Source organism: Rhodococcus sp. F64268, from assembly GCF_023015605.1.
In the GTDB taxonomy this organism is placed as follows: Bacteria; Actinomycetota; Actinomycetes; order Mycobacteriales; family Mycobacteriaceae; genus Rhodococcus.
In genome coordinates, this window is the sequence record NZ_JALKAI010000004.1 from 910,209 (window position 1) to 926,180 (window position 15,972).

Annotated in this window: 15 protein-coding genes; 12 read left to right on the plus strand and 3 right to left on the minus strand. The window is 64.7% G+C overall.

The window, feature by feature from the left end; all coding sequences use genetic code 11:
- The first annotated feature begins 63 nt into the window (after positions 1–63).
- A complete protein-coding gene (locus tag MWU77_RS14670; RefSeq protein ID WP_247274073.1) occupies positions 64–1,428 on the plus strand; it encodes an FAD-binding oxidoreductase in 1,365 nt (454 codons plus the stop codon).
- Positions 1,429–1,438: 10 nt separating this feature from the next.
- Here MWU77_RS14670 and MWU77_RS14675 read toward each other — a convergent pair whose 3' ends face one another.
- Positions 1,439–2,221, minus strand: coding sequence for a 3'-5' exonuclease (locus MWU77_RS14675; RefSeq protein WP_247274074.1), 783 nt, complete (start codon positions 2,219–2,221; stop codon positions 1,439–1,441).
- A gap of 136 nt (positions 2,222–2,357) precedes the next feature.
- Positions 2,358–2,975, minus strand: a complete 618-nt coding sequence (locus MWU77_RS14680; protein ID WP_247274075.1) for a hypothetical protein — start codon at positions 2,973–2,975, stop codon at positions 2,358–2,360.
- A 192-nt stretch (positions 2,976–3,167) separates the two neighbouring features.
- On the opposite strand from MWU77_RS14680, the gene MWU77_RS14685 reads away from it, so the two are divergent.
- From MWU77_RS14685 to MWU77_RS14735, 11 genes are all read left to right on the plus strand, one after another.
- Positions 3,168–4,232, plus strand: a complete 1,065-nt coding sequence (locus MWU77_RS14685; protein WP_247274076.1) for an ATP-dependent DNA ligase — start codon at positions 3,168–3,170, stop codon at positions 4,230–4,232.
- A gap of 2 nt (positions 4,233–4,234) precedes the next feature.
- Positions 4,235–5,308, plus strand: coding sequence for a DNA polymerase domain-containing protein (locus tag MWU77_RS14690; protein ID WP_169690941.1), 1,074 nt, complete (start codon positions 4,235–4,237; stop codon positions 5,306–5,308).
- Positions 5,309–5,417: 109 nt separating this feature from the next.
- Positions 5,418–5,930, plus strand: coding sequence for a DUF6764 family protein (locus tag MWU77_RS14695; RefSeq protein WP_247274138.1), 513 nt, complete (start codon positions 5,418–5,420; stop codon positions 5,928–5,930).
- A gap of 187 nt (positions 5,931–6,117) precedes the next feature.
- Positions 6,118–7,269 (plus strand): serine hydrolase domain-containing protein, encoded by a 1,152-nt coding sequence (locus MWU77_RS14700; RefSeq protein ID WP_374229879.1) that lies wholly within the window; start codon positions 6,118–6,120, stop codon positions 7,267–7,269.
- Between the two features lie 115 nt (positions 7,270–7,384).
- Positions 7,385–7,609, plus strand: a complete 225-nt coding sequence (locus MWU77_RS14705; RefSeq protein ID WP_169690943.1) for a dodecin — start codon at positions 7,385–7,387, stop codon at positions 7,607–7,609.
- A 124-nt stretch (positions 7,610–7,733) separates the two neighbouring features.
- Positions 7,734–9,413, plus strand: coding sequence for an FAD-dependent oxidoreductase (locus MWU77_RS14710; RefSeq protein ID WP_247274077.1), 1,680 nt, complete (start codon positions 7,734–7,736; stop codon positions 9,411–9,413).
- A 204-nt stretch (positions 9,414–9,617) separates the two neighbouring features.
- The gene (locus MWU77_RS14715; RefSeq protein ID WP_374229872.1) at positions 9,618–10,538 is read left to right on the plus strand and encodes an Ig-like domain-containing protein; all 921 of its coding nucleotides are present in this window, start codon (positions 9,618–9,620) and stop codon (positions 10,536–10,538) included.
- Positions 10,539–10,684: 146 nt separating this feature from the next.
- The gene (locus MWU77_RS14720) at positions 10,685–11,611 is read left to right on the plus strand and encodes a carbohydrate ABC transporter permease (RefSeq protein WP_247274078.1); all 927 of its coding nucleotides are present in this window, start codon (positions 10,685–10,687) and stop codon (positions 11,609–11,611) included.
- Positions 11,608–12,501: a carbohydrate ABC transporter permease gene (locus MWU77_RS14725; RefSeq protein ID WP_374229873.1), complete on the plus strand. Its 894-nt coding sequence runs from the start codon at positions 11,608–11,610 to the stop codon at positions 12,499–12,501. Before MWU77_RS14720 ends, MWU77_RS14725 begins: the two co-directional genes overlap by 4 nt.
- Positions 12,502–12,531: 30 nt before the next feature.
- On the plus strand, positions 12,532–13,860 hold the full coding sequence (locus MWU77_RS14730; RefSeq protein ID WP_169690987.1) for an ABC transporter substrate-binding protein: 1,329 nt from the start codon (positions 12,532–12,534) through the stop codon (positions 13,858–13,860).
- Positions 13,861–13,891: 31 nt separating this feature from the next.
- Positions 13,892–14,971, plus strand: coding sequence for an ABC transporter ATP-binding protein (locus MWU77_RS14735; RefSeq protein WP_247274079.1), 1,080 nt, complete (start codon positions 13,892–13,894; stop codon positions 14,969–14,971).
- Here MWU77_RS14735 and MWU77_RS14740 read toward each other — a convergent pair.
- The gene (locus tag MWU77_RS14740) at positions 14,966–15,736 is read right to left on the minus strand and encodes a DeoR/GlpR family DNA-binding transcription regulator (protein ID WP_247274080.1); all 771 of its coding nucleotides are present in this window, start codon (positions 15,734–15,736) and stop codon (positions 14,966–14,968) included. The genes MWU77_RS14735 and MWU77_RS14740 overlap by 6 nt on opposite strands.
- Between the last annotated feature and the right edge of the window lie 236 nt (positions 15,737–15,972).

Sequence of the window (15,972 nt, forward strand, 5' to 3'; positions counted from 1 at the left end):
ATTCTTCCACGCTGCAACACCCCAGTCCTTGACTGTCCAGTTTACTTGTCTGACAATCTGTGAATGCCTCGCTCCGTGAACATCGAAGATCTCTACGACTCACTCGGGGACGCACTCGTCACCGACCCGGATCGGATGCTCGCTTACCGGCGCGACCAGTCGCTGCTGACCGAGGCCGGAATCCCACTGGCACTCGTGCGTGCCCGCGACACCGACGACGTGGTCGAAACGATGAAGTGGGCCCACCGGCACGGGGTGCCCGTGGTGACACGCGGCGCGGGTACCGGGCTGGCAGGCGCCGCGAACGCGCTCGACGGATGCATCGTGCTCAGCGTCGAGAAGCTGAACGAGATTCTCCGTATCGACACGTCCGCGCGGACCGCGACCGTGCAGCCGGGCGTGATCAACGGCGACCTGGCAGCCGCAGTCGCCGAACACGGACTCTGGTACGTGCCGGACCCCGGAAGCCGGGCGATCTCGACCATCGGTGGCAATCTCGCAACGAACGCGGGTGGCACATGCTGCGCGAAGTACGGCGTCACCGCCGATCACGTGGCCAGGATCAAAGCAGTACTCGCCGACGGACGCATCATCCATACCGGCGCAGTAACCAGAAAAAATGTCGCCGGGCTCAACCTGACACAACTGCTCGTCGGGTCGGAGGGGACACTCGCCGTCATCGTCGAGGCCACCATGCGGCTCAGGGCGGCGCCGACCGCGGCGTCGACGGTCGTGGCCGCATTTCCGTCCACAGCGCAGGCCATCGACGCGGTGCTCGCGATCCGCGACCGCGCCGAACCGTGTCTGCTCGAGCTGATGGACCGCACGACGATCACCGCGGTCAACGAGATGACGCACATGGGCCTCGACGAATCAGCGGGCGCGCTCCTGCTCATTCAGTGCGACGGCAGAGAAGCCGGTGCCGAGGCCCAGACGTGTGCCACCGTGTGTACCGAGATCGGCGCAACCGAGGTGTACGACACCGACGACCCGGTCGAGGGCGAGGAGTTCATGCAGGCGCGCCGGGTCGCGTTGACCGCCCTCGAACGCCAGGGCAGTACCTTGCTCGACGATCTCGCGGTTCCGGTTCCACGGTTGCCCGAGATGCTGTCGGCGATCGAGCGGATCGCTGAGAAACACAGCCTCGTGATCGGGACGTTCGGACACGCCGCCGACGGCAATCTGCACCCCACCATCGTGTTCGACGCAGCCGACGACGATCACACGCGCCGCGCACGGCTGGCATTCGACGACATGGTGGCGGAATGCCTGGAACTCGGTGGATCGATCAGCGGTGAGCACGGCATCGGGGTCCTCAAGGAGCCATACCTCGAGCAGATGGTCGGGTCGGTGGAACGCGAACTGATGAGCAAGGTGAAGGCTGCGTTCGATCCGACCTCGATCCTCAACCCGGGACGAGGGATCTAGCCAGACCCCTCTACCTGCGACGAAACCGCTCGAATAACACCCGCGCCCGTCGCCGAAGTCGCGTCGTCCACGGCTCGGCGACGGTGCTCGCGGGGCGTTCGAGCACGTCGACGCTCGACGCTCCGCGTAACGGCCAACCGCCGTCGACGTCGGTGGAGTCGCGACCGAGGCTTTCCAGATACACGGCGAAATTCCGTTGCCGCTCGGCATGCCACGCGGCCTGATCGGCCATGATGTCGAGGTCTGCGAGCTGTGGAAAGCGAGCGACGAGCGCGCGAACGAGGTGACCGGCGGCGAGTGCATCGGCCTCGGCTTCGTGCGCGCACGACAGCGTCACCCCGTATGCGTCGCACACCGCCGCGAGCGTGCGCTTCCCCGACCGCCCGCGGTCCATTTCCCGGTCGATGACGTACGGATCTGCGACGAGCCCGAACCCGAGGGTGGGTAGTCCGAGGCGTTTCCCTTCGGCGTCCATCACCGTCAAGTCGTAGCTCGCGTTGAATGCGACGACGATGTGCCCCCGGCGCCACGCCTCGAGCAGCGCCTCGCGGATCTCGAGATAACCGGCCCGGTAGTCCATGCCTTCGGCACGGGCGCGCTCATCGGTGATGCCGTGGATGGCGATGGTCTCGGCGGGAATAGGGATGCCGGGATCGAGCAGCCACGTGCGCGAGTGGATGCGTTCCCCGTCGAAAGTCGCGACACACGCGCTGACGATGCGGGCCGCCCTCGGGTCGCGATCGGTCGTCTCGAGGTCGAACGCGCAAAGGGGTAGGTCGGGCCAGGGTGTCACAGGCAGTTCCCCTATCCGTTCGATGGACATGGTCGGTGGTTCATCCGGCATTGTGTCTGCCGGCACCGACAAGTCCGGCCGCGGGCGAGGCGGGACTGCCCGGCGAACGACTCGGGACGTGTCTGTCGAAAACGACTCAGAAAGAGTCCGCGCACACGACCATCTCGCGCTCCTCGTAGACGAACCCGCTGTCGGAGATGGAGCATTCGTTGACGTCGGTGGTGCCTTCGAGGATCTCGGTGACCTTCTCGCCCTCGACGGCCGTCTCCGAACAGTCGATCCGCTTGGGGTCTTCACCGCCGAGATCCATGCAATCGTCGACCTGCCAGTCGATATCGAGGCACAGCGCGCCCAGCTCGTTGCCGCGGATGGACTCGTAGTAGGACTGGTCGGAATTGCACTCGTCGCTCGTCGTCACGATGTCGACGACGAGGTAATTGGAGTCGTCGCTGCCGCAGGTTGCTTCCTCGATCGTGGCGTCGTCGACGGTGCCGCCGAGCAGGACGCAATCGCCGATTTCGGCGTCGACCTCCAGATCGAGATCGGACGCAGACGGGCTCTCCGAGGTGGTCGGAGCCGAAGTTGTCGTGCGCGAGGAACTGGGCGAGGTCGTCGATTCCGTCGTCGATTCCGTCGTCGACGAGCCGGCTTCGGGCACGGCCCGGAGCTCCACATCGTCGGAACAGCCGGCAACCAACGACACTGCGGCAACGGCTGCGACAGCAAGGCCGGCCGCACGGCGAAGAGTGATCATGGCTGCACAGGATACGGAACCGGATCATTCGCTTCGCGCCACGGTTGCCGAACGCCTCTCTCCGACCTCACGAAACAGAATCGGTGTGATCGAGTTCACGGGCTTTCTGCTGTCGTTGTGAAATTGGTCGACGAAGAGGTCGATCGGTTGCAACCGGCACGCGCAGCCCATCCGGATGCAACGATGAGATTCATGGATCTGCCCGTCGTGCCACCGATAGCGCCCATGCTGGCGAAGGCCTCGTCGAAGGTACCGGAACAACCCGATTCCGGTGCGGCGCAGTGGTCGTACGAGCCGAAGTGGGACGGCTTCCGCGCCATAGTGTTCCGTGATGGCGACGAAGTCGTGTTCGCGTCGCGTGGTGGTAAGGACCTCGCCAGATATTTCCCGGAGCTCGTCGAACGGGTGCGCGTCGAGCTCCCCGAGCGCTGTGTGGTGGACGGCGAGATCGTCGTACCGCGTGAACGCGACGGGCATACTCGCTTGGACTGGCAGGCGCTCTCCGAGAGGATCCATCCGGCGGCGAGCCGTGTCGCGATGCTCGCGGAAGAAACTCCCTCGCAGTTCATCGGGTTCGATGTGCTGGCTCTCGGCGACGACAATCTCATGGAAGAACCGTTCGCCGAACGTCGTGTGCGGCTGCAGCGGGCCGTCGGGGGAGGCCCGAGCTGCCATGTGACCGCGGCGACCACCGACCCGGAGACCGCGATGCGATGGTTCGAACAATTCGAAGGCGCAGGCCTCGACGGTGTGGTCGCGAAGGAACTCGACGGGACATACCGTCCCGACAAACGCGACATGATCAAGCTCAAGCATGCCCGGACCGCAGACTGCGTGCTCATCGGCTACCGCAAGCACAAGAGCGTCGACGGGGTGGGCTCACTGTTGCTGGGGCTCTACCACCACGGTGAACTCGTGATGGTCGGAGGCGCCTCCGCATTCACCACGGTCAGGCGTCAGGAGCTGCTCGCCGAGTTGCAGCCGCTACGGGTGGGCGACGACGTGGTCGCTGACGGTGAACAGACGAGGTGGCGTTCAGCGGCCGACCGCAGCTGGGTCCCCTTGCGTCCGGAACGAGTGCTCGAGGTCGCGTACGACCAGATGGAGGGGACTCCGGAGACTGCGATGCGTTTCCGGCACGCGGCCAGATTCCTGCGCTGGCGACCCGATCGGGACCCGCAGAGTTGCACGTACGACCAACTCGACGTGCCCGTGCGTTACGACCTCGCCGATGTACTGGACCGGACGGAGAACTGACGGTGGCGACTGCGAAACGATCACCTGCGGAAGAACTCGACGTCGACGGTGTGCCCGTACGGCTATCCAACCCGGACAAGATCTACTTTCCCAGGCTCGGCGCGGAGGGCGGCACCAAACGCCACCTCGTCGAGTACTACCGGGCGATCACGACGAGCATGGGCTCGCCGCTCCTCGATGCGCTCCGGGACCGGCCCACCCATCTGCAGCGCTTTCCCGACGGTGTGGAGGGTGAGGAGATCTATCAGAAGCGTGCACCCGCGAAGCGACCCGACCACGTCGCGACGTGTGAGATCACCTTTCCGTCCGGACGCAAGGCCGATGCCCTGCGAGTGCGTTCGGCCGCGGACGTGGTGTGGGCGGCCAATCTGGGGTGCGTGACATTCCATCCCTGGGCTGTGCGCTGCGGCGACACGGACAGGCCCGATGAACTCCGGATCGACCTCGACCCACAACCGGGCACGGATTTCGGTGATGCGCGTACGGTCGCGCTCGACGTGGTCCGGCCGCTGCTCGACGAACTCGGACTGAAGGGTTTCCCGAAGACGTCGGGCGGTCGCGGCATCCATATCTATCTGCGGATCGTCCCAGAGTGGGACTTCGTCGGGGTGCGTCGTGCCGGGATCGCGCTGATGCGCGAGGTGGAGCGGCGCAGTGGTGACCGCGCGACGACCGCCTGGTGGAAGGAGGAGCGTGGCGAGCGGATCTTCCTCGACTTCAATCAGAACGCGCGCGACAAGACCATCGCGTCGGCATATTCGGTGCGGCGAACACCGATTGCGACGGTGTCGACGCCGCTGACGTGGAATGAACTCGCCGACGCGGAACCGGACGATTTCACGATCGCGACGGTGCCCGAACTGCTGGCGAGGCGACCCGATCCGATGTCGGATCTCGATGCCGCCGCGCAGTCGATCGATGTTCTGCTCGAGATGGCCGACCGTGACGAGGCTGCTGGACTCGGCGACCTGCCCTATCCGCCGAATCATCCCAAGATGCCGGGCGAACCGAAGCGCGTGCAACCGAGCCGTGACCGGGAGCTGAACAGCGGGAAGAGCTCCGGGAACAACACCTGACCGAGATTCTGCCGTTATCTCACTGTGGAGCGTGACAGAGGATGTCTCCCTAGACTGTTACTCGAGGGTAGTCGTTCTGATCGTTTGGAGGGCCGCAGGCGTGACCTGGATGAAGGTGTCGGGCCGATTGTCGGTGGTCGGTGCGGCGTTGGCTGCGGCACTCGGCGGTGCACTGCTGGCTGCGGCGCCTGCGCAGTCGCTGACCTGTTCGGCGCCTCCCGGTGCCCCGACAGAATCCAGCGCGGTTGTCGGAACCGACGCGTGCGGCGCGAACACCGAGGGTCCCGGAGGGGCGTGGAGTTACGGAGGCGGCGGAGTGGGATTTGCCGATTCCCGCGGGGACTCGAGGGTTGGCGCAGCCGGTCTCGATGGCGGTGTCGGAGCTGCCGAGAGCGCCGGAGGACTGCTCGCTGCCGTCGGGGTCGGCGCCGAGTCGCTCGCACTCGGTGTGCTCGATCAGCCGGGTACCGCTGTGGTGGCGACAGGTCCGGGTTCGCAGGCTTTCATCGGCGACGCGACCGACCCGGTCCTGTGCGTGGGCGAGATGGCGCTTGCGGCGAACCTCACGACCGGCCAGGGCTGCCTCGTGTACGGGTCCTTGCGGTACACGACGACGCCGTAGTCGCGGAGGACTCGTCTGTACCGGCAGTGAATCTGTACCTGCAATGAGTATGTAAGGCCTTCCCCGGACTCGTTCCGCCACGTAGCGTGTCGGAAACATTCGAGCGGAGGTGCCCATGAGCGTCCAGACGATCGACCGGGGCCAGGTTTCACCAGGACAGAGTGTCCGAGAACTGCCCCCGACCGCCATGCACGTCGACCCGAGGTTCCTCCCGCTCGCAGACCGATTCTTCGCTCTCTACAAGGAGCCGCAGCACGGCGGCGGAGCACTCACTGCATATCTGCACGGTGAGAAGGTGCTCGACATCTGGGCGGGTTGGGCCGAGCGCAACCGGCGGTGGAGCCGCGACACGATGACGTTGTCGTTCTCCACAGGTAAGGGTGTGGCCTCGACCGTCGTGCACAGACTCGCCGAGCGCGGTCTGATCGACTACTTCGCACCGGTAGCGCAGTACTGGCCGGAGTTCGCGGCGGGCGGCAAAGGTTCCATCACCGTCGCCGACGTGATGACCCACAGTGCCGGTCTGCACCGTGTGCGCGGACTCGTACCGGGCACCCGCGGAATCCTCGACTACGACCGGACGGTCGCCGCGCTCGCGGCGGCGCGCCCGGACAAGCGTCGTCATCGCGGTTCGGGCTACCACGCTGTGACCTACGGCTGGCTGGTCGCGGAGATCGCTGCGCGGGTCACCGGAAAACCGTTCGTCGACGTGGTCGAAGCCGAGATAGCCGAACCGCTGGGTATCGGCGACTTCTGGTATCGGGTTCCTCCCGGTGAACGGCACCGCATCGCACCGCTGTTTCCGCGGATCAATCCGATGGGCTTGAACTGGGGAATGAGCGCCTCGGTGTTGTCGAGGATCGGACCGACCAGTGGGCTCGCGGAAGCGGCGATGCCCGACGGTTTCGACGAACTCGTCCGTGACCCGGCAGTCCACGATTCCGTCATGCCCGGCTGGAACGGGGTCTTCACAGCGCGTGCGCTTGCACGGATGTACGGGGCGATTGCTGCCGGTGGCGTACTCGACGGCAGGCGTTTCCTCGATCCCGGGACGATCGCCGAGATGAACAAGGTGCGTCGCCGCGGCCGCGACTACGTCCTCGGTGTCCCGATGGCGTGGCGACTCGGATACCACCAACCCGTGTTCGCGAGCACCGAGCGTCCGCGAGGCGCACTCGGACACTACGGAGTGGGTGGTTCGGGAGCATTCGCCGACCTCGACTCGGGCCTGTCGATCGCGTTCACCACCAACCGGCTCGGCGCCGGGGCGATTCCGCTCGGTGACCTGCGTCTGGCCCGGCTCGGGGTGCTGGCACGCGAGCTTGCCAGGAAGGCGTGAGCGTAATTCGCTCGGGGTGGTGGAGATTGCCGTTCCGGCGCGAAGTCGGGTCGAGGCGGGCAGTATCCGGAGCAGGGCATTGCCATGCCCTGTGCCGATACGTGAGGAGCGCGCCATGAGCCATGTGTACCGAGTGATCGAGGTCGTCGGGTCGTCGACGACCGGGGTGGACGACGCGATCGCCAAGGCTGTCGCGCGGGCCGGGGAGACGACGCGCCACCTGGAATGGTTCGAAGTGGTCAACACGCGTGGTCACATCGATGATGGTGCTGTCGCGCACACGCAAGTTACGCTCAAGATCGGATTCCGGATCGAGTCCGGCGACGAATTGTCTGAATAGCGCATTCTCGCCACTGGCAATCGCCTGGTACGATTTGGGTAATGTGATTCTCGACCAAATCTGTAACGTGTTATAGTCTGGGGTTTCGACAACCCCACCCGGCACTCTCCAGGCAGGTAGCGAAGTGGCTTATGTGATCACCCAGGCATGTTGCAACGACGTCTCGTGCGTCGAAGTCTGCCCGGTCAACTGCATACACCCGACACCCGACGAGGCGCCGTTCGCAACGACGGAGATGCTCTACATCGACCCGGAGACCTGCATCGACTGCGGTGCCTGCGTCGACGAATGCCCGGTCGACGCAATCTTCGCGGACAACGAGATCACTCCCGAGCAGGAGCCGTACCTCGAGATCAACGCCGCGTACTACGAGCGGTACCCGATCGGGCCCGACTGGCCGGAGCTGCGCAGCCGAAAGAAGATCCCGGCAGATCTCGGAACGCTGCGCGTCGCGATCGTCGGCTCCGGTCCGGCCGCGTGCTACGCGGCGCAGGAACTCGTCTCGCATTCGAGTGTCCGGGTCGACATGTTCGACCGCCTGCCCACCCCGTACGGCCTGGTTCGTGCCGGGGTCGCGCCGGATCACCAGAGCACCAAGGGAGTCGGCGACGTCTTCCGCAGCGCCATCGGCCACAAGAACACCCAGTGCTGGTTCAACGTCGAGGTCGGCACGCACATCACCCACGACGAGCTGCTCGCGCACCACCATGCCGTGATCTACGCGGTCGGTGCATCGAGCGACCGTCATCTCGGTGTGCCCGGCGAAGACCTCCCGGGCTCGCACGCCGCCACCGAGTTCGTCGCCTGGTACAACGGCCATCCCGACTACGCAGACAGGAAGTTCGACCTCTCGGGCGAACGCGCCGTGATCATCGGCAACGGCAACGTCGCACTCGACGTCGCGCGCGCCCTGGTGATGAACCCCGATGAGCTCGCTCGCACCGACATGGCCGAGCACGCCGTCGAGGCACTGCGGAACTCGAACATCGAAGAGGTCGTCGTCATCGGACGACGCGGCCCGGCGCAGGCCGCGTACACCAACCCCGAGCTGCTCGCACTCGGCCAGCTCGAGGGAATCGACGTCATCGTCGACCCCAATGAGATCCAACTCGATGCGGCCAGCCAGGCCATCCTCGACGACCCCGAGGTGGAGCCGCGGATCGCACTCAAGATGCGCCAGGTCGAGGGGTACGCACAGAACACCCCGAACCCCGGCAACAAGCGCATCGTGCTGCGGTACCTCGCGTCGCCGGTCGAGATCGCGGGCGAAGGCAAGGTCGAGTCGATCACCCTCGAACGCAACGAACTCGTCGAGTCCGACGGTCGGCTGGACGCGCGCCCCACCGGCGAGACCGAGACACTCACGACCGGCCTCGTGCTCCGCTCGATCGGCTATCGCGGCACCCCCGTCGACGGTCTCCCGTTCGACGAGAAGAAGGGTGTCATCCCGAACGAGTCGGGCAAGGTCATCGACCCCGACACCGGCGACGCGGTCTCCGGGGTCTATACGGCAGGCTGGATCAAGCGGGGCCCGAGCGGTGTGATCGGCACCAACAAGCAGTGCTCGGCCGAGACCGTCGCACAGCTCGTCGACGACTTCATCGCAGGCCGTCTCGCCGAACCCGTGGCGGATAGAGAGAAGCTCGACACCCTGATAGCCGAACGCCGTCCCGAGTACGTCGACTACAAGGGCTGGCAAGCCATCGACAAGCAGGAACGCGCACGCGGCAAGGCGTCGGGAAGGTCGCGTCTGAAGTTCGTCTCGATCGAAGAAATGCTCGCAGCGTCGAGGCCCGAAGCCTGACGTTCACTGTCTTCACCTGCATTGAGCGGATGCGTCGCTCGCCCCCTCGGTGAGAGCGAACGACGCATCCGCTCCACTGCCCGAATTGCTCGACGACGGGTCGGTGTGTGTAATGACGAGGTACGCCAGCGCCGCGGTCGGGGATGTGAAAACGCGACGCACCGTCGAACGATGGGTAATTTGTCGATGTTTGTGAAGCAGTCCATGCCCAAGAGTCGTCACCGTGCCACGCGCCGGGTCGGTCGCCTCGTCGCCGCCCTCACGGGCGCCGGCGCAGTCGCTCTCGCTCTGGCCGGCCCTGCGGCCGCCGCACCGCTGTGGCCGGGTGGGCCGGAGGTGCCGAGCGTCGAAGACCTGATCGAGGGTCTCGCTCCGGCGATCCCGGGTGCACCGCAACTCCCGACGCCTCCGGCTCCGGCGGCGCCGTTCTCGGATCCGTCGCTGAATCCGTCTTCCGGTGAAACGGTCGGTGTCGCGCAACCCATCATCATCCGGTTCAACGAGCCCGTCGGAGACCGTGCTGCTGCCGAACGCGCAATCGAGATCACGTCGGAACCGGCAGTCGGCGGCCATTTCTACTGGGCGTCGGATCAGCAGGTGCGATGGAAGCCGTTCGAGTTCTGGCCCGCGCACACCACCGTCGACGTCCGGGCGGGCGGCTCGCACTCGTCGTTCACCATCGGCGACGCCCTCGTGACGGTGGCCGACGACAACACCAAGACGATCACCGTCACCCGCAACGGCGAGGTGGTCCGGACCATGCCCACCTCCTTCGGCAAGCCCGGCTACGAAACCCCGAACGGCACGTACATCGTCGGCGACAAGTTCCGCGACATGTACATGGACTCGTCCACGTACGGCGTGCCCGTCGACGATCCTGAGGGCTACCGCACGTACGTCGAATACGCGACGCGGATGTCCAACAGCGGCATCTTCATCCATGCAGCTCCGTGGTCCGAGTGGGCGCAGGGCAACACCAACACCAGTCACGGCTGCCTCAACGTGAGTACCGCCGACGGGCAGTGGTTCTTCGAGAACGCCCGCAAGGGCGACCCGGTGATCGTGCAGAACACCGCGGGCGGCGTCCTGAACGGCTGGGACGGACTCGGAGACTGGAACCTCTGACACACGCTGAGTTTCCGCCCCCTACCCGGCCGGGCGAATGAACAATCGGTCCGATCCATCGGGACGAGCGATACATTCGCCAGGAAGGGTAGGGGGCGTCTTCTTCTCGTAACCACTTGTTCGCCGATGACGTCCAGACTGCCTCGGTGTCATCGAGTCCGGAACGAACACTGCCGCAGACGAACCGCGGTCTACGCGGCCGTCCGTGGACCGACTACGCGCTGTTCGCGGTGCTCGTCGGACCCAACGTCGCGTTGCTGATCCTGTTCACCTATCGCCCCTTGGTGGACAACATCCGGCTCTCGTTCTTCGAGTGGAACATCTCCAGCCCCACTTCGACGTTCATCGGCTTCGACAACTATCGAGAATGGTTCGGCAGGTCCGACTCCTGGCAGATCGTCGGAAACACACTTTTCTTCACCGCGGCCGCTGTCATCGGCTCGATGGTGCTCGGCCTCGGTCTCGCTCTGCTCCTCGATCGGAAGCTGCTCGGCCGCAATCTCGTCCGCTCCGCATTGTTCGCGCCGTTCGTCATTTCAGGCGCAGCCGTCGGTGTCGCCTTCCAATTCGTCTTCGATCCGAACTTCGGCCTCGTCCAGGACGTTCTGGCCCGGATCGGAATCGAATCGCCCAACTTCTACCAGGACCCGACCTGGGCGCTGGTGATGGTGACACTGACCTACCTGTGGAAGAACCTCGGCTACACGTTCGTCATCTACCTCGCCGCATTGCAGGGACTGCGCTCCGAACTGAGCGAAGCCGCAGCGATCGACGGGGCGTCGGGGTGGACGACGTTCCGCAGGGTCATCCTGCCTCAGCTCCGCCCGACCACATATTTCCTGTCGATCACGGTGCTGCTCAATTCGTTCCAGGTATTCGACATCATCAACGTGATGACGCGCGGCGGTCCACTCGGCACCGGCACCACCACCATGGTGTTCCAGATCTACGACGAGTCGTTCCGCAACTTCCGCGCCGGATACGGGGCAACCGTGGCCACCATCATGTTCCTGGTGCTGCTCGCGGTGACCGTCTACCAGGTCCGCATCATGGATCGAGGGGATCAGAAGTGACCGCTCTCGCCGACCGTCCCACCACCTACGTCGAACCCGAGCGCGTGGATGCCGACACCCACGCACGCCGCGAACGTCTCGTGAAGGTGTTCGGCTATGCCGCCATGCTGTGTGTCCTGATCATCGTAGGACTGCCCTTGTACTGGATCGTCATGACCTCCTTCAAGGAGCGCCCGGACATCTATACGATCCCGGTGACCTGGTGGCCGGCCGTGTTTCATCCCCAGAACTACTCCGAGGCCGTGCAGTCCGTGGAGTTCTTCGCGTTCCTTCGCAACTCGGTGATCATCACATCGATCCTCGCGGGCGTGAAGTTCGTGCTCGGTGTGCTCAGCGCGTACGGGTTGGTGTTTCTCCGCTTCCCCGGCAAGAACCTCGTGTTCCTCGGAATCATCGCGGCACTGATGGTGCCCAACCAGATCACCGTCATCTCCAACTACGCGTTGGTCGCAGAATGGGGATGGCGCAATACCTTCCAGGGAATCATCGTTCCACTCGCGGGCGTCGCGTTCGGCACGTTCCTGATGCGAAACCACTTCCTGTCGATTCCGGCCGAGATCATCGAGGCCGCACGGATGGATGGGGCCGGCCCGCTGCGGCTGCTGTGGCGGGTCGTGCTGCCGGTTTCGGGCCCGACCATGGTGGCGTTCGCGATCATCACCGTGGTCAACGAGTGGAACGAGTACCTCTGGCCGTTTCTCATGGCGGACGACGCATCCGTCGCGCCGCTGCCTATCGGACTGACGCTGCTCCAGAACAACGACGGCGTCACCAATTGGGGCCCGGTCATGGCGGGCACCGTGCTCGCGATGCTCCCGATCCTCGTGGTCTTTCTTCTCCTGCAACGACACATGATCAAGGGCCTCACCTCCGGTGCGGTCAAGGGCTGAACACTCAGGGAGCTGGTAATGGGTATCGACATCAGGAATTTGAACAGGCGCGGCTTCCTGGGGCTGACGGGTCTCGTCGCGACGAGCGCGGCGCTGGCCGCGTGCGCGGGCACCGGCGACGGCGCGAGCGGTTCCTCCGGCGCGTCGGGATCGGCGGCGTCCGGCGACGCGACCACCATCAACTTCTGGTCCAATCACCCTGGCAAGTCCATCGAGATCGAGAAGGAACTGATCGGCCGTTTCCAGGCGCAGAACCCCGAGCTCACGGTCAACCTGATCGACGGTGGCAAGAACTACGAAGAGGTGTCGCAGAAGTTCAATGCGGCACTGTCCGGTGGAGACCTGCCGGACGTCGTCGTCCTGTCCGACGTGTGGTGGTTCAACTACGCGATCACCGGTGCCATCGCGCCGCTCGACGATCTGTTCTCGACTGTCGGCGTCGACACCGGCGACTACGTCGACTCGCTTCTCGCCGACTATCTTTACGAAGGAAGCCATTTCGCGCTTCCCTACGCGCGGTCGACGCCGTTGTTCTACTACAACAAGGACGTCTGGAGCCAGGCCGGGCTGCCCGATCGCGGCCCCGAATCGTGGGCCGAGTTCGACGAGTGGGGACCGCGCATCCAAGAGGTCGTCGGCGGCGGGAGGTGGGCGCACGGCTGGGGTAATGCTGCGGACTACCTCGGCTGGACGTTCGAGGGGCCGATCTGGACTTTCGGCGGCGCCTACTCCGACGGGTGGGACCTGAAGTTCACAAATTCGAAGACCCTCGAGGCCGGCGCCTTCCTGAAGGACATGATCCACACCAAGAAGTACGCGTCCGTCTCGAACGACATCGCCAACGACTTCTCGGCCGGTCTTCTCGCGTCCACGATCGCGTCCACCGGCGACCTGTCCGGCATCACTGGCAACGCAGCATTCGAATTCGGCACCGCCTTCCTGCCTGCACCCGACGGGCCCGGCTGCCCGACCGGTGGTGCCGGCCTGGCGATCCCGTCGGGTATTTCCGACGAGCGCAAGGCCAACGCGCTGAAGTTCGTCGATTTCGTCACCAATGGCGACAACACAGCGTACTTCTCACAGAACACCGGATACATGCCGGTCCGTAAGTCCGCGGTCGAGAACGCCGACATGAAGAAGTATCTCGACGAGAACCCCAACGCGCGCACCGCCGTCGACCAGCTCGCCGTCACACGTTCGCAGGACTACGCCCGCGTGTTCGTTCCCGGTGCCGACCAGGTGATCGGAACCGGACTCGAGAAGATCGCGCTGCAGAACGCCGACGTTGCAGTGACGTTCGCGGAGATCCAGGACCAGTTGCAGCAGATCATCGATCGTCAGATCACCCCCAACCTGTAAACACACAGTCACAGATGAAGGTACGGACCCAGTGGCCCAGATCAGTTTCCGGAATGTCACACATCGCTACCCCGGTTCGGCGCGCCCGGCGGTCGATTCACTCGACCTCGAAATCGCGGACGGCGAGTTCTTGGTGCTGGTGGGCCCATCCGGGTGCGGAAAGTCGACGAGCCTGCGCATGCTTGCCGGTCTCGAGGCGGTCGATTCCGGCCGCGTCGAGATCGGCGGACGCGACGTGACCGGATTGCCGCCGAAGGCTCGCGATGTGGCGATGGTGTTCCAGAATTACGCGCTGTACCCGAACATGACCGTGGCCGAGAACATGGCGTTCGCGTTGCAGAACGCTGGAATGAAGAAGCCCGAGCGCACGAAGCGTGTGCTCGAGGCAGCGAGAATGCTCGAACTCGGACAGCTGCTCGACCGCAAGCCGGGCAAACTCTCGGGTGGACAACGTCAACGAGTGGCCATGGGGAGAGCCATCGTTCGTCACCCCGCGGTGTTCTGCATGGACGAACCGCTGTCGAACCTCGACGCGAAACTACGGGTGAGTACCCGGGCCCAGATCGCCGAGCTCCAGCGCAGACTGGAGACCACGACGGTGTATGTCACCCACGATCAGGTCGAGGCGATGACGATGGGGGATCGGGTCGCCGTGCTCGACGGTGGACGCCTCCAGCAGGTCGCGGCGCCGCGCAAGCTCTACGACGACCCCGTCAACACCTTCGTAGCGGGATTCGTCGGGTCGCCCGGAATGAACCTCATCGAAGTTCCCGTGGAGGACGGATCGGCGACACTCGGTGCGCTGCAGGTTCCGGTACCCCGGTCGGTCGACTCGGGTCGTGTGGTGCTGGGAGTGCGGCCGGAATCGTGGACCCCCGTCGGTGCGTGGCGGAAGGGTTCGTGGACATTGCGGACGGTGCTCGTCGAGGAACTCGGGGCCGAGTCGTTCGTTCATGCGGTAACGGAAGCGCCGACCGACGGGATGGGCAAGGTCGTCGTGCGATGGGATCGGCGGAAACCGATAACACACGGCGAAGAGATCCACCTGATTCCGAAATCCGGTGAGGTCTTCTTCTTTTCGGCCGAAACCGGCCTGCGCATCTGGTCATGACGCGGTGGGCATCTCCGCGATCGTCAAGTTGTCGTCGTAGAGGTCGCGTTGGTCGTCACCGAGCCCGGAGTCGGTGACGATCGTGTTCACCTCGTCGAGGGCAGCCACCTTTGCGAGAGCTCGTCGTCCGAACTTGGTGTGGTCGGCGACGACCACCGTGTGTGCGGACGCGGCGATCAGGGCGCGTTTGATGGGAACCTCGAGCGTGTTGTTGTTGGTGATTCCGGCGGCAGGGTCGATCGCGTCTGCCCCGAGAAACGCCCAATCGGCCGAGTAGTGCGACATGAACCGGACGGCATGGTCGCCGATCAGCGTGTAGACGGAGCCGAGCAACTCGCCCCCGGATACCAGCAGCCGTACGTCGGGGAACGACGCGACGAACTTCGCGATACGGAGATCGTTGGTGAGCACGGTCAGCGACGACTTCGCCCGCAGCGCGACCGCGACCTCGTAGGTCGTGGAGCCGCTGTCGAGAACGACACTGTCGCCGTCGGACACGAACTTGGCCGCAGCCGCGGCGATCGCCGATTTCTCGGCGCGGCGTACGTCCTGTTTGAGCGCGTACGGGACTTCGAACGACGCACCATCGATCGCTTTCGCGCCGCCGTGGGTGCGTTCGACCTTGCCGTCGCGTGCGAGTGCATCGAGGTCGCGCCGGATGGTGGACGAGTCGACGCCGAGGGCAGCCGACAGTGTCTTGGCGTCGACATATCCGTCGGCGAGTACTCGAGTGAAGATCTCACGTCGTCGTGCGCTCGCGGACACGAATGCTCCTCGGATCGGTGCGTGGGTATTGGGCGGTCGAGGTCGAGAGTCTGCTCGATTGGTGACGACCATAGCGCACCGACACGCAGAACGCGTGTAGATATTGACACTTCTGCGCGAAACTGTGCATTATTTCGAGCAGAACCTGCACGTTCTCGCGCAGAGCTCGCGAAGTTGTCACGAAGCTGAAGTTTGCCGAGAAGAGAAGTTCACCCAGAACACCGGAACCGCCGAGG